Origin of the sequence: Desulfitobacterium sp. (genome assembly GCF_034927245.1) — a bacterium.
In the GTDB taxonomy this organism is placed as follows: domain Bacteria; phylum Bacillota; class Desulfitobacteriia; order Desulfitobacteriales; family Desulfitobacteriaceae; genus Desulfitobacterium_A.
Genome location: NZ_JAYFQK010000033.1, coordinates 1 through 24,855 on the forward strand (window position 1 = coordinate 1; position 24,855 = coordinate 24,855).

Below are 24,855 nucleotides of genomic sequence, written 5' to 3' on the forward strand. Positions count from 1 at the left end.
GCTGCATGGGGTATGCGTTATACTGCGCGCACCCTATTGCTCAAAGAAATTTCCAGTTATAACTTGGCTAAATTAAAACTCCACGTTCCATTTAAAAAGGACTCGTGGAGCTAGGAACAAATCATATTATACGAGGAGGAAGAAAGATGGAGGTATCCCGTCGTAATTTTCTGAAGCTTTCGGGAGCATCACTCGCTGCCTTAGTGACAGGGCTTGGGTTTGAACCGGAAGTTGCTCAGGCACAAGGGTATGCTCTAAGAATCGAGGGAAGTCAAAAGCTCCCAAGTATCTGCCATTTTTGTTCTGGTGGCTGCGGTATGCTTCTTTATGTTAAGGAGGGCAAGCTTGTTCATTTAGAAGGAGATCCGGATAATCCGACAAATGAAGGGACTTTGTGTCCGAAAGCTGCCAGCTTACGCAGTGTTGCTTACTCACCGGATCGTGTAACGAAACCTCGGCGCAGAGCTCCCGGTTCTGATCACTGGGAAGAGATTTCCTGGGAAGACGCTCTGGACCGGGTTGCCAAAAAAGTAAAAGAAGTCAGAGATGTCACTTGGAAAGCTACCGAACAAGTCAAGAATGCGAAGACGGGTGAAACGGTAGATCTCAGTGTTAATCGCGCAGAGGGAATTGCTTTTCTGGGCTCTGCCGAAGTGGATAATGAAGAATCGTACATTTTCACAAAGTTTTGCCGTGTTATCGGTACACCTTATATTGAACATCAGGCCCGTATATGACACGCTCCCACGGTGTCAAGTTTGACACCCTCATTTGGCCGTGGTGCTATGACCAATTCTTGGTCAGACTTACAAAATTCCCAGGTATTCCTCATTGCCGGCTCAAACTGTGCCGAAAATCACCCCATTGCAATGCGCTGGATTAATCGTGCCAAAGCAAAAGGGGCAAAGGTAATTGTCGTTGATCCTCGGTTTACACGGACTGCATCACAGGCCGATGTTTTTGCACAGATCCGTCCGGGAACAGATATTGCCTATTTAGGAGCAATAATCAACTATATTATTGAAAATAAGGTTTATGATGAAGATTATCTTAGAAAGCATACAAATGCCTTATTAAAAATAAATAAGGATTATAAGTTTGAAGAAGGACTCTTTTCAGGGTTCGATTCGAAAACGAATAAATATGGTACGGCGAGCTGGAGTTATCAACTTGATGCTGATAAAAAACCGCTGCAGGCTACCTCTTTCGAGGATTCTGACTGCGTTATGAGCAAGCTTAAGGAACATTATGCCCGCTATACCTTCGATACGGCAGAGAAAATTACGGGAATTCCGGCCGCTAAAATTAAGGAAATTGCCGAGACGTTCTGCGGTGCCCGCCCGGGAAGTATTCTCTATGCCTTGGGAATGACCCAACATACGACCGGGGTTCAAGGAATTCGTGCCTATGCCGTAATTCAGCTGTTGCTGGGTAATGTCGGTAAGGCCGGCGGCGGAATCAATGCGCTGCGCGGGGAGCCTAACGTCCAAGGCTCTACGGATATGGCCAATCTAGTCAACAATCTCCCGGGTTATCTTCCATATCCTATCAATACTGATCAAACGCTTCAAGATTATTTGGTGCGCAATGGCTCTGTTCAAGAGAAGCCGATTGTGGCCCTTCTCAAAGCGTGGTTTGGCGAAAATGCTACAAAAGAAAATGATTATGGGTTTGGTTATATACCGAAAACCAATCCAGCGGTAAATGCGACAATGGTCAAGGTCTTCGAATTGATGGAAAAAGGGCAGTTTAAGCTTCTCTTTAATTTTGGTTCGAACTCCTTAGTATCGATTGCGAATCGCCAGCTTGTCCGTTCCGCACTCAGAAAAGTGGATATGCTCGTCGTATCCGACCTGTACGAGATTGAAACCGCTCAATTCTGGCGGGAACCCGGAGTAAACCCGGCGGAAATTCAAACTGAGGTCATCATGTTCCCGGCAGCCTTTGTCTATGAAAAAGACGGTTCTCTGACCAATTCTTCGCGTTGGATTCAATGGAAGGATGCGGCGCTTAAACCGCTGGGCGAGGCTAAGCCTGATCTTGATATTATCGATTCCCTGTTTAAAAAGCTACGTCATTTGTATGTCGGAAGTACTGAAGCGAAGGATGCTCCGATTCTCAAGGCCCGTTGGGATTATGGCGAAGAGCCCAGTGCGCTTAAGGTACTTCAGGAGCTCGGGGGTTATGATGAAACGACGGGTCAGGTTTTACCGACATTAGCAAGTTATCTCAATGCTCCGGTGGGAACTGTTTCAACAGGATGCTGGGTCTATGCAGGTGTCACTGGGAATGGGAATTTAGCCGCACGTCGGAAAAACGATGATCCGTCGGGCCTCGGGCTTTACACCGGTTGGAGCTATGCTTGGCCGGGCAATATCCGTATTTTGTACAATCGTGCCTCCTGTGATGATCAAGGGCAACCGCTTGATGCAAAGCGTAAGCTTGTCTGGTGGGATGATGAGAAAAAGCTCTGGACAGGAAATGACGGACCGGATGTTGCGGATAAAACGAAAGGTCCGGATACTCCTCAGGGAATGCAGAGTTTCCGGATGAACCCCGAAGGGGTCGGCCGTCTCTTTGCAGCGACATATACGAGCGGTATGCCCACAACTCCGCCTGCCGACGGAAAACCGGTTATCGGTGTGCGCCCGGCTGCACTCTGTGTCGATGGGCCTTTCCCGGAATTCTATGAACCGACGGAAAGCCCAACCACGAATCTCTTACACCCCGCAGTTTCGGAAAGTCCCACGGCAATTGTGCCTTCTGCTTTCCCGGAAATTCAGAAACGCGGTAAGCCAGAGGATTATCCTTATGTATTAACAACCTATGGCGTTGTGGAGCATTTCTGTGCAGGCGGGATTACGCGTAATATTCCTTGGCTTAATGAATTGATGCCTGAGCCTTTTGCTGAGATCAGCAAAAATCTGGCGCAAAAGATTGGCGTCAAAGAGGGAGACAAAGTTGAAGTTTCCTCGGCCCGCGGCAAAGTGGAAGTGCGCTGCTTAGTCACGGATCGCCTTCAAACTTATAAAATCAACGGCAAAGATACGGAGACCATTGGGATGCCTTGGAGTTGGGGATTTGCAAGCTTAAGCCCCGGACCGAGCACGAACGAATTAACGATTGCATCTATTGACCCCGGTGCAGGAACTCCTGAGACCAAAGTCTGTCTGGTCAACCTAAGGAGGGCTTAAGATGTCAAGAAAAATGGTTTTGGTCGATACTTCAAAATGTACGGGCTGTAAAGCATGCACCGTTGCCTGTAAAGAGTGGAATGAACTCCCGGCTGAGAAAACCAAGCTTGTGACTAGCTACCAGACTATGAAGGATTTCACACCGAATACCTGGACATATATGACGTTTACGGAAAAGTATGAAAAGCAGAAGATGAACTGGTATATTCGTAAGGCACAGTGCTTCCATTGTGAAGAGCCGGCCTGTCTGAAGTCGTGTTCTTCGAATGCCATCAGCAAGAAGGATTCCGGTTATGTCGTGATTGATCAGGAATTATGCATAGGCTGCGGATTCTGCGTCGAGAATTGTCCTTTTGGTGTTCCCAAACTGGATAAGACAACTAAAAAGGCGTACAAATGTACAGGATGCATTGACCGGGTCGAAAATGGCTTAATCCCCTCCTGTGTCGCAACCTGCCAACCGGGAACTCTCCAATTCGGAGAGCGTGAGACGCTTATGGCTGAGGCGAAGAAAAGACTGGCCGAAGTTCAAAAGACTCATCCTAAGGCCCGAATCTATGGAGAAACCGAGATGGGTGGGACAACATTCGTCTATCTGCTCCTGGATGATCCCGAGGTTTACGGCTTGCCGGTCAATCCGCAAACGCCGCTTTCCCTTACATTATGGAAAGATGTTGTCCGGCCGGTAGGTAAAATTGCCGTAGGCGGGGCTGCTGCCGCAGTGGTCGTTGGAGTCATGGGAAACCTCTTGCGCGGAGGATATCGGGGAAAAGATTCAGATGAGTAAGAAGTATAGAAAGGGGGCCAAACGCTGATGTCAGTTCAGACAGGAACAAAAAATAATTTGGGAAAGACCGTCAATTCTAATAAGGTGTTGCGTTTTACGTTGGGCGAGCGCGTAAGCCACTGGGTCCATGCTATATCATTCTTTCTCCTTCTTTTTACGGGGGTGGGGATACTGTCTCTCGCCTTTCGTCCGGCATTAGGGATAATTGGCGGAGTAGACGTTGCTCGTCTCCTTCATCGCGTTGTAGCTGTCATTTTCGTTGTTGTTGTTGGGGCAATGTTTTTTATCGGCAATCCTAAGTATCATTGGTATTGGTTAAAATCAATTTTTCACTTTTCAAAAGCGGATTTGCAGCATGTCACGGCTTTTCCAAAAGAGTTTTTCGGCGGGCATGGAGATTATCCCGCTCAGGATAAGTTTAATGGCGGAGAGAAAATTAATTCACTGTTAACAGTATTTGGCACGATCTTTATTACATTGAGTGGGATTGTTATGTGGTTTGCACCTGCTTTTCCGCCCGCACTGGTTCGCTGGGCATACCCTATTCATGATCTGGCCATGTTTATTATGACGGCTGCGGTGCTCGGGCACTTTTACCTAGGCGTTTTGCATCCGGAGTCGCGCGCGGCTTTGCCGGGTATGTTGAATGGTTATGTTTCCGCTAAGTTTGCCAAGGCCCATCATGCTGCATGGTATGAGAGGATGAAGAAGGGTCAAGAATGATCTGCAAAAGGAGAGGAATCCTGTGACACAGCTAAAACCTTTAAAGGCAACAGAAGAAACAAAGGATACAGAGGAAACAAGGGATAAAGAGCTTGAATCACTGTACAAGGCATATATAAATCTACAGAATATCATTCGGCAATGGCAAAAGGAACGCGGGCAGTATTGGACCCAAAAAATTGTTCCGGCTAAGAGTTATCCCTATTTTAGCTTGTCCAGTCTACCGGAGGAGCCTGTCCTGGAATTAGTCAATCGTTTACTTAATGAAAGTAAGCGGTTATGCTCGGCTGAGGAAATTCAATCCGCCTGGAATGTCTATCGTTTGGAGCAAAGCCTTGAGGATCAAGAACTCTTCAGCTATTTTACGCTAGCTGTTCAGGGGGTTTTCAAACTCGCCTGTCAAACATTGTCCGAGGATCTCATCAAAAATGCGGATGGCGAAGGGGGGTATACTTGCCCTATTTGCGGGCAGGAGGCTGGGTTTTCCGTGCTTGTTCCCCCTGTTGGAAAACGCTTCCTGCATTGTACACGCTGTGATCATGAATGGCCGGGTAAACGGGTAGGATGTATTCACTGCGGCAGTGAAGAAGCGTCTGATCAAACGTATCTAAAAAATGAGAATTATCCCGGTGTAGAGATCGTTGTTTGTCAGGCGTGCGGCGGGGATTTCAAAGAAGTGGATCTAAGAGAACGGGCGGTAGAGGACTGGGGTTGGGAGGATATCCGAACCTTGCCCCTCAATTATGCCGCTGAGAAGTGGGCCCATGAACAGGCCGCGAAAAAGGGTTTAATCTCATAGTTGTTAATCGAATAAAAAGCATTCCTAAAAGACCCAGTCCTTTTGAATCGTTAATGAACGAGAGTCATTAATGCAAAAGGACTGGGGTCTTTTTACCAAATAAATTGCATGCAATATTATAGATTTGGTTATAGAATAAGGGTAAGAGCACAAAGAATAAAATAAGGGAGGGATTTTTATGTATAAGAAAATTCTTGTACCCACAGATGCTTCGGATTATTCCAGACGCTCATTGATGACAGCAATCGAATTGGCTAAGACGTTCCAGTCGGAAATTGAGGTTTTTCATGTCACATATACGCCCCAGGCTTATTGGGGCTATACTGTTTCCTATGGAATCAGCGTAACTCAAGAAGATTTAAACAAGCATGGGAAAATTGCTTTAGATGCTACTCTTGCCGGAATCGATACTCAAGGAGTAGAGATCAAAGCGGTGTTGGCTTCGGGGCATCCGGTGACTAAAATCTTGGAAGAAGTTGAGAAAGAGAACATTGATTTGATCGTCATGGGCAGCCATGGTTATGGTGTTGTGGCGGGTTCGGTTTTTGGAAGTGTGAGTCAACGTGTGTTGGTAAAAGCAACATGTCCAGTTCTTATTACGAAGTGATGTAGAAAACTAAAGAAATACTATCGAAATATAGGGTTTTAGAGAAATCTGTATATGAATTTAGGACTTTGGTCCTTCTCCTTCGGGCAGGGATTTCCGGTGTTAATCGCGAATACCAAAAAGTGTAAACGGTTAATTAACGACTGCAGCTAGGAGACGGTTCCGGAATGAAGGAAAAGATAATTGAATTAAGTTCAGAGGAAATTCGTTATTTGCTGGGCGGAACGATTCACTGGCAGGATATTCAGGAAAAGGAAAAACAGACAGTGCGCAGTTCCGCGGTGAAATCTGAAATGAGTCATTCTCCGGAGACACAGGTTAGCGAACGCCAAGTTAGCGAATGTCAAGTTAGCGAACGTTCTGAATTGAACCGTATATTATTGGGAAATAATCAAAGCATAAGTCCACATTGTTTAGAAGGAAAGCCGGTTGTGTTTGTCTTAGCAACAGTAGGCTTGCTTACTGTATCGGCATGGATATACTTCGTTTTCGCGGGTTAAGCGAAAACGAAGTTTTTTATTTATAGGGGATTATTATTTATACTTTTTAACTTGCAAATTAGAATCATAATGAGTAAGATAATGTTAAAGGTCAAAGAAGGTCATAACGTCAGAAAACGTCATAGTTTAGGAGTGGATCACAATGGGTAACCTTGCAGACCGCATCGAAGCATATTTATTAAGAATATTGGAGGAATCTGACGAGGGATTTGTCGTTCTCCAGCGAGGCGTTCTTGCCGGAGAATTCTCTTGTGCTCCTTCTCAAATCAATTACGTCTTGGGTACACGGTTTACGGTTGAACGGGGATATTTAGTCGAGAGCCGCCGTGGAGGCGGCGGATATCTGCGAATCGTTCGCCTAGGCTGGGATCATGATAATCAATTCCAGAATATTATACGTCAGTTAATCGGCAGCCAGCTTTCTTATGAAAGGGCGCTCGGGCTTCTAAAAAGGCTCTTGCAAGAGGAAGTAGTGACCACCCGGGAAGCGGCCTTGATTCGGACAATGATGCACCCGGATAGTTTAGACAATGGAGTAGTCAATCCGGATGTGCTGAGAGCGCATATCATGAAGCGAATTTTAATCACTCTGAGTCGAGAGGATTTGAATTAAATTGTGAAAGGGGAGAGCCGATATGCTTTGTCAAAAATGTCAACAACGCGAGGCAAATGTACAGATTACGAAAACGATAAACGGAAAAACCCAAAACTTATATCTTTGTGAATACTGCGCACATCATGCGCAGGGATTAAATTTTGTCATTAATCCGGGCATCGTCCCCGATTTCCTGCAAGCTCTCTTTGGCCTGACAACATCGGCCCAAAATCAAGGACAAGATCAAGCCCTAAATCCAACCCAAGAAAAGGTGTGCCCACAGTGCGGCATAAGTTTCTCCCAAATTACACAGGCCGGAAAACTGGGCTGCAGTGTATGCTACCAAACCTTTAGTGATCAGTTGGAACCTTTGCTGCGGCGTATACACGGAGGCGGACAACATGCGGGAAAAATACCGGCCCGCCGCGGAAAAATGCTTAGGGAAAAAGTTCAGATAACGAAGTTAAAAGAAAGACTTCAGCAGCTTGTGCAAAAGGAAGATTTCGAAGGCGCAGTTCTTGTCCGGGATGAGATTAAGAGACTTGAGCAAGCCAAAGGAGGGGAGGAGTAATGCAGCGAAAAGAGCTTTTGTTAGGCCAAAGCGAATGGCTGAAGGAAAGCAGCAATTCCGTTGTCGTCCTCAGCAGCCGCGTGCGCTTAGCCCGGAATCTGGAAAGCATTCCTTTTCCTCATGTTTTAACACCGGAAAAGTCGCATGAAATAGAAGAGAAAATTGCGGAGACCATTAAAAATATAACATTCGAGGGAGAACAACTGACTTATTTATCGCTTCCCGATCTATCGCCTATTGAGCAGCAGGTTCTCATTGAAAAACATTTAATCAGTCCCGGTCTTGTGCAGAGCAAGGGCTCACGGGGCGTAGCGCTGACTGGGAACCATCGTATTTCAGTGATGGTTAACGAAGAAGATCATATCCGGATTCAGTCTCTCCTTCCCGGAAATCAACTTCGAGAATGTTATCGTTTAGCAAACTTAATGGATGATTATTTGGAAGAACGGTTGGATATCGCCTACCAGGAGGCTCAAGGGTATTTAACAGCCTGTCCGACGAATGTCGGAACGGGAATGAGGGCTTCTGTCATGGTCCATCTGCCGGGGTTGGTGATGACCAAGCAAGTCCAGCAAATTTTAGGTTCTCTTTCGAGCCTGGGGCTGGCTGTTCGAGGTCTTTATGGTGAAGGCTCACAGGCCTTTGGCCATCTTTTTCAGGTCTCTAACCAAATCACTCTGGGACAGAGTGAGGAGGATATTTTAACTCATTTGGAAGCAGTAACAGGTCAGATTGTTGAACATGAACTGCATGCCCGAGATGCGCTTAAAAGTGGGGCGAAATCAGTTCTGGAAGATCAGGTATGGCGGGCTCGGGGAACTTTGCAAAATGCGCGGCTGCTTTCCTCGGAGGATGCAATGCATCTATTATCCTTAGACAGGATGGGAGTGGATATGGGACTTCTGCCGCGGACGGAAAAAAGTTTTCAAACCCTCTTAGTCGATTCATTGCCGGGCAATCTTCAGTACATCCTAAACCAAGAATTAGATCCGGCCCAGAGAGATGAAGAACGCGCTCGTATTATTCGAGGAGCGTTAAGTGATCATACTTTGACTGATAAAAAGGAGAGTGAATAATTATGCCGCAGCAATATACGGAAAGGGCAATAAAAGTTTTAAACTTGGCTAAGGCTGAAGCGCAGCGGATGGGACACAATGTTGTAGGAACCGAGCATCTTCTTCTGGGATTGGTTGCCGAAGGGGAAGGAATTGCAGCCAAAGCCTTAAATGCGATAAATGTCGATCCCGACAAGGTCAGAGAACAAATTGAGGCCCTTGTCGGCGTTGGCCAGCCTTATAACGGTGAAGTGGGATTTACACCGCGTGTCAAGCGTGTGCTGGAACTCGCGAATGAAGAGGCTCGGCGTCAGGGCGTAAATTATATTGGGACAGAGCATATACTGCTTGGACTCTTAATGGAAGGAGAAGGAGTAGCGGCCCGCGTGCTTCTTAATATGGGGGTAAGTCCCGATAGGATTTGGAAACAGGTCATCCGTTTGCTGGGAGGCGAACCGGAGGATATTCCAATGCCTGCCGGAGCGAATTCCGTACCGACCGGAAAAAACGCAAGTCAGGGAAATACGCCAACCCTGAATGAATTTGGACGCGATCTCACCCAATTGGCACGGGAGGGGAAACTCGATCCCGTAGTGGGACGGGAGAATGAATTGGAACGGGTGATTCAGATCTTGTGCCGCCGTACCAAAAATAACCCTGTGCTCATTGGTGAGCCGGGGGTTGGGAAAACGGCGATTGCGGAGAGCTTAGCCCAGAAGATTGTTCAAAATAAAGTTCCGGAAATCCTGGCCAATAAACGCGTGGTTACGTTGGATATTTCGTCTGTCGTAGCGGGAAGTAAATATCGCGGAGAATTTGAAGAACGCTTGAAGAAAGTGATGGAGGAAATTCGTGTCGATGGGAATGTCATTGTCTTCATTGACGAATTGCATACCTTAATCGGAGCCGGTGCAGCCGAAGGAGCCATTGATGCCGCCAATATTCTCAAACCGGCTTTGGCCCGCGGTGAGCTGCAGTGCATAGGTGCTACTACACTGGATGAATATCGAAAGTATATCGAAAAAGATGCGGCTTTAGAGCGGCGCTTCCAACCGATTACCGTCGGTGAACCTACGGTTGAGCAGGGAATTGAAATTCTGAAAGGACTTCGCGATCGCTATGAAGCCCATCATCGGACGAAGATCACGGATGAAGCGATTGAAGCAGCGGTTCGTTTATCTGACCGCTATATTTCCGACCGTTTCCTGCCGGATAAAGCCATTGATTTAATGGATGAAGCGGCTTCACGCGTCCGTCTAAAAACTTATAATGCGCCACCGGATATGAAGACTCTGGAAGAGCAGGTTGAACAACTGAAAAAGGAAAAGGAAGCTGCTGTTTTAGCCCAAGAATTTGAAAAGGCTGCAGAAATTCGGGATCGTGAGCATAAGCTTCGCGAGGAACTGGCCCAAAAACGGGCGGATTGGGAAAGCAAGCGGGATATCCATAAAACGAGTGTTACCGAGGAAGATATTGCTCAGATCGTAGCAAGTTGGACAGGAATTCCAGTTAAAAAGATCAATGAAGGAGAGAGCGAACGCCTCTTGCATCTGGAAGATATCTTGCATGAGCGGGTAGTGGGTCAGGATGATGCTGTAGCCGCAGTGGCTAAAGCCGTCCGTCGGGCACGCGCGGGACTGAAAGATCCCAAACGTCCGATTGGTTCCTTTATTTTCCTTGGCCCCACCGGAGTTGGGAAGACTGAACTTGCGCGTACCCTGGCCGAAGCACTCTTTGGTGAGGAAGATGCGATGATTCGGATTGATATGTCCGAATATATGGAGAAACATGCGGTATCCCGCCTCGTCGGAGCACCTCCCGGATATATCGGACATGACGAAGGGGGACAACTCACCGAAGCCATTCGCAGAAGGCCCTACAGTGTCATATTGCTTGATGAAATTGAAAAAGCCCATCCCGATGTTTTTAATATTCTTTTGCAAGTTTTAGAAGACGGCCGTCTGACCGATACGAAGGGTCGAACTGTGGACTTTCGCAATACGGTGGTCATTATGACTTCTAATGTCGGAGCATCCTTCCTTCATAAGGAAGCAATGGGTTTTGCTTCACGCAGAGATGCTGATACAGACTATAAGAATATGCGTTCAAACGTTATGGATGAACTGAAAAAAACGTTCCGTCCGGAATTTTTGAATCGTGTTGATGAGCTTGTCGTTTTTCATTCTCTGCCGAAAGAAGCCTTACTCAAAGTTTCTGAGATTTTGATGAAGCAAGTGAATAAGCTTGTTGAAGAACAAGGCTTTAAACTGCAGGTGGAAATGAGCGCACTGGAACTTATTGCGAAGGAAGGCAATGATCCAATGTATGGAGCTCGTCCTCTGCGCCGGGCAATTCAACGCCTGATTGAGGACAGCCTGTCTGAAAAGATCCTCCAAGGTGAATTTAAAACAGGTGATGATATCCGTGTTGAAGCTGGAGAGGGGAAAATGAAGTTCACGAAGATTTAATAAAGAAATGAGTAATCCGGCTATGCACGTATTGATGTGTACAGCCGGATTTTTCTTTTCTTTATCTTTTGCCGAATGAAGTGGAGGAATACAAGCGTGTTAAAGCGAAAAAGGATAGAGAGAAGGAGGTTTCTATGAAGGCAAAAGTCATTTATCGTTGTTCTCAATGTGGTTATGAAAGTCCGCGCTGGATGGGAAAATGTCAGGAATGTGATTCATGGAATACCTTTGAAGAAGTGATTCACCAGTCCACAGGAGTTTCGGCATCTGCTTTAAATCGCCCGAGGCCTTTCGCTAAAAAACTATCCGAAGTCTTAGCGGGTAACAGTGATCGAATTGTTACGGGAATTAAGGAATTCAATCGCGTTCTGGGCGGCGGGATTGTCAAGGATTCACTGACCATTCTTACGGCTCGCCCGGGTGCGGGTAAGTCGACACTGCTTCTCCAAGTTGCCGATGATGTAGCCTCACAGGGTTATAAAGTCCTTTATGCCTCGGCCGAAGAAAGCGAAAGTCAGATTAAAAGCAGAGCGGATCGCATACTGAAAAGAAATCACCATAATATTTGGCTTCATTCGGATACGCTTTTAAACAATATTCTCGCTTCTGTCGAGGAGCTTGACCCTGATTTAGTGATTATTGATAGTGTTCAGACCTTCTCCTTAGAGCAATATAATTCTCGGCCGGGTTCTCCTGTCCAAACGATGGAATGTGCCAATGAGCTGCTTAAAATTGCCAAAAATAGTGAGCGTCCTCGGGCCGTGATTATGGTCGGGCAGATGACCAAAGAAGATGAAATAGCCGGCCTTAGAGCTTTAGAACATCTTGTGGATACGGTGTTGATTTTAAACGGGGAAAGCGGAGAAGAGCTAAGGGCCGCCTGGTGCTCGAAAAACAGGTTTGGAAGTACGGGAGAAATCGGCTTTTTTTCGATGACCGATCAGGGGATGCTCTCCATTGACAATCCATCCGAGTTTTTTATGACGACGCGTTCACCGGGAGAAAAAGTCTCCGGAAGTGCGCTCACTGTGGTCAAGGAAGGTACCCGTCCGATCATTGTCGAGGTAGAAAGCTTAGTTTCAAAATCCTTTACACCTTATCCCTCAAGAATTTCGGAATGCTTGCGCAGGGAGCAATTAAATACGTTAATTTCGATTCTCGAGCAAAGGGGAAAAATCGATTTATACGATAAAAATGTCGTCATCAAAACAACGGGCGGACTTCAGTTAAAAGAGCAGGCGGTCAATTTGGCAGTGATCCTGAGCATTGTGTCCTCCGTAAGAGATGTGCCTATTCCCGGAGATTCGGTTTTTGTGGCGGATGTGGGGTTGACAGGAGAGCTAAAAAAGGTTCCGGCGCTTGAGTCGCGTATCCGCGAACTGGACAGGATGGGTTTTAAGAAAGTGTATATTCCAAAGGATACGATCAGGAAACCTATGGACTTAACGCAAATTAAGATCGTTGAGAAAGGGACTTTGCGCGAAGTGATTGAGGAGATCTTAAGAACCGGAAAGGGCTAAAATAAGGGAGGGTTTCAGTGGTTAAACAAAAGAAGAAAGTAAAAACAGTTTATAAGTTTCTTTTCCTTACGATTGGAGCAATACTGGCATCGATTGGCTTGGAAATTTTCCTTGTTCCCAATAATATTGTAGACGGTGGAATCAATGGGATATCCATTATTACGAGCTATTTAACGAAGATGCCTTTAGGTGTTTTCATATTCGTCTTTAATCTTCCTTTTCTCATTTTCGGGTATTCTCAGATTGGCAAAACCTTTGTTATTTCAACCCTTTATGCGATTAGCATACTATCCTTGGGTGTAAGTGCTTTTCATACTATGCCGAGTTTAACGCAAGATCCCCTGCTGGCGGCAGTGTTTGGCGGGATTATTATTGGAATTGGCGTGGGAATGGTGATCCGTTATGGCGGCTCTTTAGACGGAACCGAAATCGTGGCCATTATTTTGTCAAAGAAAACAGCGTTTTCCGTGGGCGAAATCGTTATGTTTTTTAATCTCTTTATATTGAGCAGTGCGGGAGTGGTTTTTGGATGGGATCGAGCGATGTATTCCCTCATTGCCTATTTTGTGGCCTTTAAGGTGATTGATTTAACGATTGAAGGGTTGGATGAATCAAAAGCGGTGATTATCATTTCGGATAAACCGGATGAAATTGCCGAAGTATTGATGGCACGTCTTGGCCGCGGCGTTACGTTTTTGGAAGGCCAAGGGGGTTACAGCAAGCAGGCTAAAGGAGTTCTCTACTCGGTTGTTACCCGTTTAGAGGTGTCAAAGTTAAAATCAATAATTGATGAAATCGATGAAGAAGCTTTTGTCACAATTCAAGACGTTCATGAAGTTCTTGGGGGACGTTTGGCTAAAAAGGCAATCCACTAGATCCATAATTTTGTGCACACGAAAAAGGGGCTGTTTTGTAACAGCCCCAGCAGTTTCACGCGCGCCACGCGTGGCACTTAAAAGGTTTTTAAAGTTAAGTAAAATTGAAAATAGTTAAAGTCTTAAGCTTGCTTTCCTCTTTAGTAATAACTTCAGCAAGTGAAATATCCAAAGTATTTGCCAAAGCAGCAATATAAAAGAGTTGTTTTCCTAATTCTGTTTGTATAATATCTCTGCAATTATCACAGAGTTGTCCATCCAATTGACTATTGAGTATGTCCTTTAAGTCGTGGATACTTACATTTTCAGGGAGAGGTTTTTTGTGTGCATCGATTCCAAGGCAGCCACAGCTGGTTACAGATTTTACTACAGCCCGATTGACACGGGCAGAAGCCTCCTGTCCCTTTGATAAAATATCTAAGATACTTTGATGACGGATGAGCAACGATTGGACACTATCTTGGAAATGATCAGTGATTTCTTCCATGGGATCGAACCTCACTCCTTTCTGACCACTTTATTATAGCTAGGCTTGAGGGCAGTTGTCAATTTTCGCGATAACATGCGCTAACAATTGACATTTTAGACAAGACTATGATATAGTTTACTATTTTAAAATTTTGACCCATTTGGGAAACCTTGTTATAATAGGAACAGGGGGTGAATCGTGTGTTTGGAATCGGTGATAAGGTCGTCTATCCAATGCATGGGGCCGGGGTCATTGAAGCGATTGAAGATCGGGAAGTCCTTGGTGAATCTCGGCAGTATTATGTTATGCATATTCCGGTTGGAAGCATGAAGGTTTACATTCCACTGAACAATATTAAACAACTTGGGATACGTCAGATCATATCCCCTGATGAGGTTCCCAAAGTCTTTAAGATCCTTGAAAATGATAGCGAGCTTCCGGTACTTGCTTGGAATCGACGTTATCGGGCGAATCTTGAAAGGATTAAAAGCGGAAGTATTTTTTCTGTTGCGGAAGTCGTTCGCAGCCTTTCCCAGCGTGATCATGAAAAGGGTCTTTCTGCAGGCGAAAAGAAGATGTATGAGAATGCCTATCAAATCTTAATCAGTGAACTTGTTTTAGTCGAAGAGTCACATGAGGAGGAAATGCGCCAACGTCTTAAGGGATTGCTCGTATAGAAACAACGTTGTTTGTAATTATTCGGTGAGTCGGAGTATAATAAGAAATATTTTTAGAAAAAATAAGGTTAAATGCCTTAAAGGAGGTGATGCGATGATTCGCAATATTATACGCGGGATCATCACACTAATTTTTGGTGGAATCGGTTTTTATGCAGGCTTCATTTTATTAAGGTTTGATTTATTACCTTTTTTATCGGGACAATTATCACCTATTTGGATTTCGAGTATCATCGCCCTTATTTTTGCGGTAATCGGTTTTTTAATTGCGCCAAAGTGTATTGACGGTTTTTTGGTTTTAGTGCGTTGGATGGATACTCGGTTGACCAAAATACCGACGCATGATTTAATGGGCGGAGCGATTGGGATTATCATCGGACTTATTATTGCTAGTTTATTAAGTAATACAATATCCCAAATTCCTTTTCTTGGACCTGTTTTATCGATATTGATCAGTCTCTCGCTGGGGTACCTGGGGTTAATTCTTGGTGTTAAACGAAAAGAAGATATTCTGGGATTTTTCAATATCCTGCCTCGTTTAAGAGGAGAAAAAGGGGAAAAAAGTAAAGAACCTAAAGCTGAGCTTCTTCATGAGCAATTATCTAACTCGAATTATAAGATTTTAGATACCAGCGTTATTATCGATGGCCGAATCGCGGATATCGTAAAGACGGGTTTTGTTGAAGGGGTACTCTTAATCCCCGGTTTTGTCTTAGAAGAACTTCGGCATATTGCCGACTCTTCGGATTTGCTTAAAAGAAACAGGGGAAGGCGTGGGCTCGATATCCTGAATCATATCTCCAAAGAGACGGTTATTAAGGTCGAAATTTATGAACAGGATTTCGAAGATATTGCCGAAGTGGATAGTAAACTGGTACGATTAGGGCAGGTTTTAGGGGCTCCCATTTTGACAAACGATTATAATTTAAATAAAGTGGCTGAATTGCAAGGGGTTAAGGTTTTAAATATCAATGAATTAGCCAATGCGGTTAAACCGGTCGTCCTTCCGGGTGAAGAAATGGTCGTGCAAGTGATGAAGGAAGGTAAAGAAGCAGGACAAGGCGTTGCCTATCTTGATGATGGGACGATGATCGTTGTCGATACCGGCCGCCGTTACATGGGGCAGCATCTCACGGTTTTGGTAACAAGTGTTTTACAAACAGCCGCCGGCCGCATGATCTTTGCAAAACCAAAGGGTGTTGTCGGAAAAAAGCCGATGGACCTTTCCTCGACGGATGAGGTGAACCTTCTTGGCTGAGATAGGTATCGTTATTCCTGCCGCCGGGCAGGGAAAACGAATGGGGGCCGCCTGCAACAAGCTCTTTTTAATGCTTGACGGCCGACCGATCTTGGCCCATACTTTAGCTCTCTTTGAATCTTCACCAGAGGTTCGGGAAATTGTAGTCGTTGGTTCTGAGGGAGATTTGCCAAGAATTCGGACCATCGTAGCGCAGTATCGGTTTAATAAGGTTTCTCAAGTTACGCTTGGCGGAAAGGAACGCCAAGAATCAGTTTATGCGGGGGTAAGGGCTCTGAATCCAGCCATCCAACGGGTGGCTGTGCATGATGGGGCACGCCCCCTTTTGACATTGGAAGAGCTCACCCGTTTTTTTACAGAATCGGAAAAGTTTAAGGCAGCCATTATGGCTATACCCTTGAAGGACACCATTAAACGTATCGATGAAAAAGGGTGTGTTCTTGAGACGCCTGCCCGCGAAACATTGAGGGCGGTGCAGACGCCTCAAATATTTGAACGCGGGCTTTTGGAGAGAGCTCATCGTCAATGTGCAGCTGCCGGTTTTCTGGGGACAGATGATGCGAGTTTAGTGGAATGGCTGGGCGAAGCAGTGCAGGTCGTTGATGGAACGCCGGAAAATATTAAAATAACTACGCCGGAAGATTTATGGTTTGCGGAAAGCATCCTTAAGAAAAGATTAGAGAGTGAACACAGAAAAGAATAAGGAGTGAGAACGATTAGAGTTGGTATTGGCTATGATGTACATGCTCTGGTCGAAGGCCGCCCTTTGATTCTCGGAGGAATTGAAATTCCATATGAGCGGGGATTGCTTGGCCATTCAGATGCAGATGTTTTAACCCATGCGATAATGGACGCACTTCTCGGGGCTTTGGCCCTTGGAGATATTGGCAAGCACTTTCCTGATACCGATGAGCGTTATCGAGGAATTTCGAGTTTAGCCTTACTTGAAGAGGTAAGGCAATTATTAAATTCAAAAGGGTATGTCTTGGGTAATTTAGACTGTATCATTATTGCCGAACGCCCGAAACTTGCGGGATTTATCCTTGCTATGCGGGAGAAATTAGCCGCAGCACTGAAGGTTAAAGCAGATCAGGTCTCAGTCAAAGCCACGACGACGGAACACCTGGGGTTTGAAGGCCGAGAAGAGGGTATTAGTGCTCAGGCTATTGTTATACTATCGAAAATAGGGGAGGAACAATAAAATTATGATCAAAGTTCGTTTTGCGCCAAGTCCTACAGGACCTTTACATATTGGAGGGGCACGCTCCGCGCTTTTTAATTATTTATTAGCTCGTCATGAAGACGGAGTATTTATCGTTCGCAGTGAGGATACAGATTTGGAACGGTCAAGCCGGGAATCCGAACACAACATTCTCGAGGCGTTGCGTTGGCTTGATATCAAGTGGGATGAGGGAATCGAAGTCGGCGGCGAAAACGGGCCTTATCGTCAAACGGAGAGGCTTGATCTTTACCGCCAATATACGAAGAAATTGTTAAAAAGCGGACATGCTTATTATTGTTATTGCTCGGAGGAGGAAATTGAAGAGGAGCGCCAAGCTCTGATTGCTAAGGGGGAAACTCCGCGTTATCTGGGCAAATGCCGTCACTTAACAGAAGAACAAAAGGCGCAATATGAAGCAGAAGGACGTAAACCTGTGGTGCGTTTTCGAGTACCTGAAGGACAGCAAATTGTGATTCACGACCTGGTTCGTGGCGATGTCGTTTTTGACAGTGATGGAATCGGTGATTATGTTATTGTCAAATCGGATGGTATCCCAACCTATAATTATGCGGTTGTCATTGATGATACATCAATGCATGTTACCCATGTTGTTCGTGGGGAGGAACACCTTTCGAATACACCACGCCAAGTCTTAATCTATCAGGCTTTGGGACTTCAAGCCCCCGAATTTGCGCACATTTCTCTGATTTTAAATACTGAGGGCCATAAAATGAGCAAGCGGGATGGCGATACGGCTGTCATTGATTACAAAGCAAAGGGTTATTTGCCGGAAGCTGTGGTCAATTTCATTGCCCTTATGGGTTGGGCTCCATCCGGAGAGGAAGAATTCTTTACGATGGAGGAACTAGAAAAAATATTTTCCTTAGACAGGGTTTCTAAGAGTCCGGCTGTCTTTGATTTGAATAAATTGAACTATATTAATGCACATTATATTAAGCAGTCCTCACCTGAACGATTGGCTGGACTAGCGCTTCCTTATCTGCGGGAAATAGGGGTGATGCCTCAGGGTGAGCTTTCCGAGGAGAAAAAAGCATGGCTTATGCATTTTGTCCAAGCGATTGTGAATCACCTTTCGTATATGGCTCAAGTGAAGGATTATGTTCAGTATTTTTATGGGGCTGTGGCTCCGGCTCCGGAGGGAGAGGCCCTCGAAATTCTTCGCGGAGAACAGGTGCCGGCAGTGCTTGAACTCTTTAAGGCTAAGCTTCAAGCGTTGGAAGAGGTAACCGTCGGTGAGATAAAACCCTTATTAAAGCAGATTACCAAGGAATTGAAACTTGGAGGCAAGCTGGTTTATATGCCAATCCGCATTGCCTTAACCGGACAAATGCATGGACCGGAACTCTATGATATTATTCCGCTTTTAGGAAGGGAGAATGTGTTTAAACGGTTGGAGGCAGCGGGTCAGTACCTTTAATTTAAAGGAATGTTGACATTAGGCCGGGGATTATCTATACTTTTATTCAAGCTTGATCCTGATAATTAAAAATGTGAGTAAACGTGATGATAGGAAGAGTAGGAAGGAACCCGATGTTAAGAGAGGATGGACTGGGTGGAAACCATCTCAGAGGGGCCTTGTGAAGTGCATCCTGGAACGGAGCAGAGGAAGTTTGAGTATTCAAATCCGTAGCGGCTGCGTTAAAGCCTTGTGAGAAACAAGTGAGTCTTGTTTAAACAGAGTGGAACCACGGAAATCCTTCGTCTCTGATGAGGGGTTTCCTTTTTTATATTCATTGACTTAAGTGGTTGAAGATTTAGCATATGTATTTCTGAAGGGTGATAGATGATGTTTCATCAAATTAGAAAAGATATTCAGGTAATTTTTGAACGTGACCCGGCCGCAAGGAGTATTGTTGAAGTCATATTATGCTACCCCGGCTTTCATGCGATTCTTTTCCACCGTCTGGCACATTGGCTTTATGGTAAAAAACGGGTTCTTCTTGCCCGGATCATTTCTCAACTCGCTCGTTTTTTAACCGGAATTGAGATCCATCCGGGGGCTAAGATTGGACAGGGATTTTTTATTGACCATGGCATGGGTGTGGTTATTGGAGAAACTGCTGAGGTCGGTGATAATGTTACCCTCTATCAAGGGGTGACATTAGGGGGGACGGGCAAGGAAAAAGGAAAGCGGCATCCTACAATAGGCAATAATGTCTTTATTGGCTCAGGTGCCAAAGTTTTGGGCTCGATCACAATAGGAGACAATGTTAAGATTGGTGCGGGCTCGGTCGTAACGAAGCCTGTTCCGGACAATTCAACGGTGGTGGGAGTACCGGGAACGATTGTAAGGCATATGGGAGTTCGGGTGAACCCTGAGATGGAGCCGACTAAAGAAGTACCGTCAGGCCCAACCGAAAACCTCCCGGATCCCGTTCAGGAAATGTTAAGATGTCTTATGGAGCGGGTAAACGCATTGGAGCAATCTCAAAAAGCAAAGGAGAGTCAATTCGATGTCTTTGAAATTATTCAACACAATGAATCATCAAAAAGAGGAGTTTAAGCCTCGCGATAGTGGGAAAGTTGCGATGTATACCTGTGGCCCCACTGTTTATAACTATGTGCATGTCGGAAACGGGCGGATGCTTGTTGTGTTTGACATGATCAGACGTTACTTGATGTATAAAGGATATGATGTAACCTTTGTTCAGAATTTTACCGATGTGGATGATAAGATCATTAAGCGTGGATTAGAAGAAGGGGTAGATCCTTTAGTGCTCTCTCAAAAATATATTGAAGAGTATTTTAAGGATGCCCGGGCGCTTCATGTTCTGCCGGCAACCGTTCATCCTAAGGCAACAGAGCATATTCCTGAAATGCTTGAGATTATTCAAGGACTGATCACAAAAGGACTGGCTTATGAGGTGGACGGCGATGTGTATTTCGCGGTAGACAAATTCCCTCACTATGGTAAGCTGTCAGGCCGTTCCTTAGAGGATATGCAAGCAGGAGCCCGCGTGGATGTGGATGATCGCAAAAATAATCCCATGGATTTTGCGCTTTGGAAAAAAGCGAAACCCGGTGAGCCTTCTTGGAAAAGCCCTTGGGGGGAAGGACGCCCCGGCTGGCATATTGAGTGTACAGCGATGTCCCTGAAATATTTGGGAGCGGGCTTTGATATTCATGGGGGCGGGGGAGATCTTGTTTTCCCCCATCATGAGAATGAAATAGCGCAGTCGGAAGGCTATCTCGATGGGAAACCTTTTGTCCGTTATTGGATGCACAATGCCTTTTTAACTTTTAATCAGCAAAAAATGTCTAAATCCTTGGGAAATTTCTTTACCGTGCGCGAAGTTCTCGAACATTTCTCAGGGGAGGTTGTTCGTTTTTATCTGCTGAGTACGCACTACCGGAGTCCTCTTGATTTTGACGATGAGAATCTTCGGATGGCTCAAAAAGGTCTGGAACGCTTGCAGACTAGTCTTCGCTTGGCGAATGAGGCGCTGGCCAAGAATAGTCCGGTTGCGGTTAAGGTAGAATTAAATGAGGAGCTTTTAAAGGCTGCAGAGAAGGCTCGCCAAGATTTTGAAGCGGCAATGGATGATGATTTTAATTCAGCCCTCGCTTATGCCAGCCTTTTTGAATTAGGTAAGACCATGAATGCCCATCTCCAGGCTTATCCGTTTGCTTCGACCGGGCTTGCTAAGGCACGTGAGGTATTGCTGGAATTAGCAGGAGTACTGGGCTTTGATTTAGAACATCCCGAATCTCAAGATGTTGAACAGGATGAAAAACTAGCCGAAATTATGGAGATCCTTCTCAGCGTTCGGCTAAAAGCTCGTCAGAAGAAGGATTGGGAAATGGCAGACTTTATCCGGGATCAGTTAAAAGATGTTGGGATTGTGCTTGAGGATACTCCTCAGGGAGCACGGTGGACGATAAAGGGTTGACGATAAAGGGTTAATAAAAGGAGGAAAGGGCATTTTGCCCGTCCAGATGTCAAGAGGATGGCAGGAACAGAATTCACTAACCCTGGCCTATCTTGGGGATGCAGTGTATGAACTGTGGGTTAGAACACATTTACTGGAATTAGGCTACGAAAAAGTTAAGGATTTACATCATGCGGCAACGGATTATGTCCGGGCATCCACTCAAGCCCAGTTGTTACAGGGATTAATGGCTGAACTGACAGAGACAGAAAATCAGGTTGTCATGCGCGGAAGAAATACCAAAGGCAGCCATCCCAAAAGCACCGACGTTATCACTTACCGTCATGCAACGGCTTTTGAGGCTTTAGTAGGGTATTGGCACTTGACCGGACAAGAAGAACGAATGGTTTGGGCTTTTAACCGGGCTGATGCTGTTGTTGCGAGCTGCGGCGCTGTGGAAGATATGTAGCCTGGAAAGATATGTAAAAGATAGATTTAAGGTATAGAGAGAGGGTGGATCATAAGGTGAATGTCGAGTTGATTCAATATACACCGGACCCGGAAAAGGTGGTTGCTGCTGCAGCACGCTTATGTTATTCATCAGACCCTGTTCCGGAGCTGATGGAAAAGCTTACGGATGAAAAAATTGCGGATTTTGTACGTAAACTTAGTTCTATGGGGCATCTGTCTCCCTTTGAACATGTAAGTTTTCAGTTTTCCATCGACGGGGTGTCAAGATCGTTATCCCATCAGTTAGTCCGTCACCGGATTGCTAGTTACTCCCAGCGTTCGCAGCGTTACGTCAAGGAAACGGGATTTGAATTTGTGACACCTCCCAGTATCAATCGTAACCCTGAAGCATTAGAGCGCTTTGAAAGGATAATACAAACCTTGCAGGAAGAATATCAAGAACTTCTCAAAGCCGTTCCGGCAGAGGATGCGCGTTATGTTCTGCCTAACGCTTGCACGACTTCTTTAATGGCTACGTTTAATGCCCGCTCTTTGCTGAATTTCTTTGAGCATCGAACTTGTATGCGGGCTCAATGGGAAATCCGGCAGCTTGCTGAAAAGATGCTTCAGCTCGTTAAGGAAGTGGCTCCTAATCTTTTTGCCGAAGCGGGGCCTACCTGTGTTACCCAAGGCGTATGCCATGAGGGAGCAATGAGCTGCGGACGTATCAAGACACTTATAAAGCGACCGATGTAAAGCAAAATCCTGGCGATACAAAAATACCAGGAGGTAATTCCCGAAAAAATACGCTTAACCTAAGGAGCAATGCTTATGAGTGAAATAAACGATGAAATAGTTTATGGACGCAACTCAGTTAGAGAACTTTTAAAAGCCGACAAACCTATCAACAAAATTCTGTTCCAAGCTGAAGGAACAGGTACAAACTTCCGGGAACTTGTCGAAGCTGTACGAGAAAAAAGAATTCCTTTTCAGTTTGTCGAAAAATCAGCGCTCGATCGTTTAACGGAACATGCTAAGCACCAAGGTGTAATGGCTTATGTTGCGCCAAGAGAGTATGCAACTGTGGAAGATATTTTAGATTTAGCGCGATCTAAAGGGGAAGACCCTTTCATTCTCGTTCTGGATGAAGTTGAAGATCCCCATAATTTGGGCGCACTTATCCGTACCGTTGATGCTGTTGGTGCTCATGGGGTTATTATTCCTAAACGCCGCAGTGTAGGACTGACAGGAACTGTAGCCAAGACTTCGGCCGGGGCAGTTGAGCATGTGCTTGTTGCTCGGAAAACGAATCTCGTCCAAACGTTGAAGGAATTAAAAGAGGCCGGCTGCTGGGTCGCAGGGGCTGAGGCAGAAGGTACGGAGGCCTTTGCAACGGATTTAACAGGCCCAAGGGTATTGGTTATTGGCAGCGAGGGTAAGGGAATCAGCCGCTTAGTCCGGGAAGCTTGTGATGAAATAGTGAGCCTTCCGATGAAGGGGAGAATAAATTCCTTAAATGCCAGTGTGGCAGGTTCTATCCTTTTATACGAGGTTCTTCGACAACGTACCGCCAAAACTTCATCTTGAGGTTTTCGCGTCACTCGGTTATAATATGACTGTTGTTGCTTGCGGACAAGAGTTGTATATTATTTACGCTATCTTCATCACCATGATAAGGGGGGAGCAATTTGAGTTTTAATGCCCAACCTGAGGAGCCTGTAGGGTGCGATGCAATTGAGATCATAGCGGATGAAGAAATCGTAGAGCTGGCCAAAGAAGGCGATGCCGCGGCACTCGAGTACTTAATCAATAAGTATAAGAATTTTGTGAGGGCAAAAGCGCGATCTTATTTTTTGATTGGCGCAGATCGCGAAGATATTATCCAAGAGGGTATGATTGGTCTCTACAAAGCGATTCGAGATTTCCGCGGTGATAAACTCTCTTCATTTAGGGCTTTTGCCGAGTTGTGCATTACACGCCAAATCATTACGGCGATTAAAACAGCAACCCGCCAAAAACATATTCCCCTTAACTCATACGTATCATTAAATAAGCCGATCTATGATGAAGATTCAGATCGGACGCTCCTTGATGTGATTTCAGGAACTCGAATTACTGATCCCGAGGAGCTCATTATCAGCCAGGAAGAGTATGATGATATTGAGGAAAAGATGGGTGAGATTCTAAGTTCATTAGAGTGGAAAGTTTTAATGTCATACTTAGAAGGCAAATCCTATCAAGAAATTGCTGTTGATTTGCATCGTCATGTTAAATCAATAGATAACGCTCTTCAGCGGGTCAAGAGAAAACTTGAACGATATTTAGAGAGAAGAAATGTTTAAGGGTTTCTTACTTATAACTTCGCGGGGTGGAGCAGCGGTAGCTCGTCGGGCTCATAACCCGAAGGTCGTCGGTTCGAATCCGGCCCCCGCAACCAAGCAAATAATAAACTCCGTTTCATAAAATACGGAGTTTTTAATTCTAAATTTTAATTTTAATTTTAGTCTTTTTCAAATCTTTATTGTATTTTTCCGATAAGCAGGTCTTGTGATTAGCTTAAGGATGGGTTACAATAAATAAGATGCAGGAGACAGCGCGGCTGTCTTATTTATTTTACATTTATCTGCTCATTGCTTCAATTTCTTGACAGGACTAGACTCTTGTGATAAATTATTTGAGCATGGATTATTTTGGAGTCATATGTTTTTGCCCAGGGAGGTGTTCATGAATGCGTGTTGCACTTAATTTAGCGTGTACGGAATGCAAAAACCGTAATTATTCTACAATGAAAAATAAGAAAAACAATCCGGACCGAATAGAGCTTAAGAAGTATTGTAAATTCTGCAAGACTCACACTGTTCACAAGGAAACCAAATAATTATTGGGTTTAGGCGTACGCCGGGGGGCGTTGTTGCTAAAGTGCTGCAGATGTCTTGTAAGGATGTGATTGTTTGGGCGCTGAAAAGAAACAGAAAAATACTTCCGGACAAAAATCAGAAAAAGCGTCGGAGTATTTTAGAGGTGTTATAAGCGAACTTAAAAAGGTACAATGGCCGGATCGCCAACAACTCTTAACATATACAGGTGTTGTTTTGGTGGTTGTGGCAATCGTAGCTGTAATGCTTTGGGTAGTCGATAGTGGGCTGAGTTTCGTAATGACAAAAATGCTCGGATAGGATCTCAAACAGGTTGCCC

At 45.2% G+C, this 24,855-nt stretch carries 26 protein-coding genes, 1 tRNA gene and 1 other annotated feature; of the genes, 26 read left to right on the forward strand and 1 reads right to left on the reverse strand.

Annotation, left to right across the window (positions count from 1 at the left end):
- Window positions 1-146: 146 nt before the first annotated feature.
- From fdnG to VB077_RS08610, 12 genes are all read left to right on the forward strand, one after another.
- Window positions 147-3,194, forward strand: a complete 3,048-nt coding sequence (gene fdnG / locus VB077_RS08555) for a formate dehydrogenase-N subunit alpha (RefSeq protein ID WP_323414808.1) — start codon at window positions 147-149, stop codon at window positions 3,192-3,194.
- A gap of 1 nt (window position 3,195) precedes the next feature.
- Window positions 3,196-3,981: a 4Fe-4S dicluster domain-containing protein gene (locus tag VB077_RS08560; RefSeq protein WP_323414809.1), complete on the forward strand. Its 786-nt coding sequence runs from the start codon at window positions 3,196-3,198 to the stop codon at window positions 3,979-3,981.
- Window positions 3,982-4,008: 27 nt separating this feature from the next.
- Window positions 4,009-4,704 carry a formate dehydrogenase subunit gamma gene (locus VB077_RS08565; protein WP_323414810.1) on the forward strand — a complete coding sequence of 232 codons (696 nt, stop codon included), beginning with the start codon at window positions 4,009-4,011 and terminating at the stop codon, window positions 4,702-4,704.
- Between the two features lie 22 nt (window positions 4,705-4,726).
- On the forward strand, window positions 4,727-5,503 hold the full coding sequence (gene fdhE, locus VB077_RS08570) for a formate dehydrogenase accessory protein FdhE (RefSeq protein WP_323414811.1): 777 nt from the start codon (window positions 4,727-4,729) through the stop codon (window positions 5,501-5,503).
- 178 nt (window positions 5,504-5,681) lie between these two features.
- Window positions 5,682-6,110, forward strand: coding sequence for a universal stress protein (locus tag VB077_RS08575; protein ID WP_323414812.1), 429 nt, complete (start codon window positions 5,682-5,684; stop codon window positions 6,108-6,110).
- Between the two features lie 167 nt (window positions 6,111-6,277).
- Complete coding sequence (locus VB077_RS08580) at window positions 6,278-6,610, forward strand: hypothetical protein (protein ID WP_323414813.1); 333 nt, start codon at window positions 6,278-6,280, stop codon at window positions 6,608-6,610.
- A gap of 142 nt (window positions 6,611-6,752) precedes the next feature.
- The gene (locus VB077_RS08585; RefSeq protein ID WP_323414814.1) at window positions 6,753-7,223 is read left to right on the forward strand and encodes a CtsR family transcriptional regulator; all 471 of its coding nucleotides are present in this window, start codon (window positions 6,753-6,755) and stop codon (window positions 7,221-7,223) included.
- A gap of 22 nt (window positions 7,224-7,245) precedes the next feature.
- A complete protein-coding gene (locus tag VB077_RS08590; protein ID WP_323414815.1) occupies window positions 7,246-7,776 on the forward strand; it encodes a UvrB/UvrC motif-containing protein in 531 nt (176 codons plus the stop codon).
- A complete protein-coding gene (locus VB077_RS08595) occupies window positions 7,776-8,852 on the forward strand; it encodes a protein arginine kinase (protein ID WP_323414816.1) in 1,077 nt (358 codons plus the stop codon). Before VB077_RS08590 ends, VB077_RS08595 begins: the two co-directional genes overlap by 1 nt.
- A gap of 2 nt (window positions 8,853-8,854) precedes the next feature.
- Window positions 8,855-11,299 carry an ATP-dependent Clp protease ATP-binding subunit gene (locus VB077_RS08600; RefSeq protein ID WP_323414817.1) on the forward strand — a complete coding sequence of 815 codons (2,445 nt, stop codon included), beginning with the start codon at window positions 8,855-8,857 and terminating at the stop codon, window positions 11,297-11,299.
- A gap of 134 nt (window positions 11,300-11,433) precedes the next feature.
- On the forward strand, window positions 11,434-12,819 hold the full coding sequence (gene radA / locus VB077_RS08605; protein ID WP_323414818.1) for a DNA repair protein RadA: 1,386 nt from the start codon (window positions 11,434-11,436) through the stop codon (window positions 12,817-12,819).
- A gap of 17 nt (window positions 12,820-12,836) precedes the next feature.
- On the forward strand, window positions 12,837-13,694 hold the full coding sequence (locus tag VB077_RS08610; protein ID WP_323414819.1) for a YitT family protein: 858 nt from the start codon (window positions 12,837-12,839) through the stop codon (window positions 13,692-13,694).
- A 94-nt stretch (window positions 13,695-13,788) separates the two neighbouring features.
- Here VB077_RS08610 and VB077_RS08615 read toward each other — a convergent pair whose 3' ends face one another.
- On the reverse strand, window positions 13,789-14,181 hold the full coding sequence (locus VB077_RS08615; RefSeq protein ID WP_323414820.1) for a DUF1573 domain-containing protein: 393 nt from the start codon (window positions 14,179-14,181) through the stop codon (window positions 13,789-13,791).
- Between the two features lie 182 nt (window positions 14,182-14,363).
- Here VB077_RS08615 and VB077_RS08620 point away from each other — a divergent pair, with 182 nt between their 5' ends.
- The 14 genes from VB077_RS08620 (at window position 14,364) to secE (ending at window position 24,836) form a co-directional block, all read left to right on the forward strand.
- Window positions 14,364-14,840, forward strand: a complete 477-nt coding sequence (locus VB077_RS08620; protein WP_323414821.1) for a CarD family transcriptional regulator — start codon at window positions 14,364-14,366, stop codon at window positions 14,838-14,840.
- A 94-nt stretch (window positions 14,841-14,934) separates the two neighbouring features.
- Window positions 14,935-16,098: a PIN/TRAM domain-containing protein gene (locus VB077_RS08625; RefSeq protein ID WP_323414822.1), complete on the forward strand. Its 1,164-nt coding sequence runs from the start codon at window positions 14,935-14,937 to the stop codon at window positions 16,096-16,098.
- Complete coding sequence (gene ispD / locus VB077_RS08630; protein WP_323414823.1) at window positions 16,091-16,801, forward strand: 2-C-methyl-D-erythritol 4-phosphate cytidylyltransferase; 711 nt, start codon at window positions 16,091-16,093, stop codon at window positions 16,799-16,801. The genes VB077_RS08625 and ispD overlap by 8 nt, the downstream gene beginning before the upstream one ends.
- 3 nt (window positions 16,802-16,804) lie before the next feature.
- Window positions 16,805-17,299, forward strand: a complete 495-nt coding sequence (gene ispF / locus VB077_RS08635) for a 2-C-methyl-D-erythritol 2,4-cyclodiphosphate synthase (RefSeq protein WP_323414824.1) — start codon at window positions 16,805-16,807, stop codon at window positions 17,297-17,299.
- A 4-nt stretch (window positions 17,300-17,303) separates the two neighbouring features.
- A complete protein-coding gene (gltX, locus tag VB077_RS08640; protein ID WP_323414825.1) occupies window positions 17,304-18,758 on the forward strand; it encodes a glutamate--tRNA ligase in 1,455 nt (484 codons plus the stop codon).
- A 77-nt stretch (window positions 18,759-18,835) separates the two neighbouring features.
- Window positions 18,836-19,050: a binding site (T-box leader), on the forward strand.
- A gap of 74 nt (window positions 19,051-19,124) precedes the next feature.
- Window positions 19,125-19,844 carry a serine O-acetyltransferase gene (gene cysE, locus VB077_RS08645; protein WP_323414826.1) on the forward strand — a complete coding sequence of 240 codons (720 nt, stop codon included), beginning with the start codon at window positions 19,125-19,127 and terminating at the stop codon, window positions 19,842-19,844.
- On the forward strand, window positions 19,795-21,231 hold the full coding sequence (gene cysS / locus VB077_RS08650) for a cysteine--tRNA ligase (protein ID WP_323414827.1): 1,437 nt from the start codon (window positions 19,795-19,797) through the stop codon (window positions 21,229-21,231). The genes cysE and cysS overlap by 50 nt, the downstream gene beginning before the upstream one ends.
- Before the next feature lie 46 nt (window positions 21,232-21,277).
- Window positions 21,278-21,679 (forward strand): Mini-ribonuclease 3, encoded by a 402-nt coding sequence (locus VB077_RS08655; protein ID WP_323414877.1) that lies wholly within the window; start codon window positions 21,278-21,280, stop codon window positions 21,677-21,679.
- A gap of 56 nt (window positions 21,680-21,735) precedes the next feature.
- Window positions 21,736-22,416 (forward strand): FAD-dependent thymidylate synthase, encoded by a 681-nt coding sequence (gene thyX / locus VB077_RS08660; protein WP_323414828.1) that lies wholly within the window; start codon window positions 21,736-21,738, stop codon window positions 22,414-22,416.
- An 84-nt stretch (window positions 22,417-22,500) separates the two neighbouring features.
- Entirely contained in the window at window positions 22,501-23,247 is a 747-nt protein-coding gene (gene rlmB, locus VB077_RS08665; protein WP_416337048.1) for a 23S rRNA (guanosine(2251)-2'-O)-methyltransferase RlmB, read from the forward strand.
- Between the two features lie 101 nt (window positions 23,248-23,348).
- On the forward strand, window positions 23,349-24,002 hold the full coding sequence (gene sigH, locus VB077_RS08670; protein WP_323414830.1) for an RNA polymerase sporulation sigma factor SigH: 654 nt from the start codon (window positions 23,349-23,351) through the stop codon (window positions 24,000-24,002).
- 20 nt (window positions 24,003-24,022) lie between these two features.
- Window positions 24,023-24,097: transfer RNA gene (locus VB077_RS08675), tRNA-Met, on the forward strand.
- A 291-nt stretch (window positions 24,098-24,388) separates the two neighbouring features.
- On the forward strand, window positions 24,389-24,538 hold the full coding sequence (gene rpmG, locus VB077_RS08680) for a 50S ribosomal protein L33 (protein WP_323414831.1): 150 nt from the start codon (window positions 24,389-24,391) through the stop codon (window positions 24,536-24,538).
- Between the two features lie 73 nt (window positions 24,539-24,611).
- On the forward strand, window positions 24,612-24,836 hold the full coding sequence (gene secE / locus VB077_RS08685; RefSeq protein ID WP_323414832.1) for a preprotein translocase subunit SecE: 225 nt from the start codon (window positions 24,612-24,614) through the stop codon (window positions 24,834-24,836).
- Window positions 24,837-24,855 lie beyond the last annotated feature (19 nt).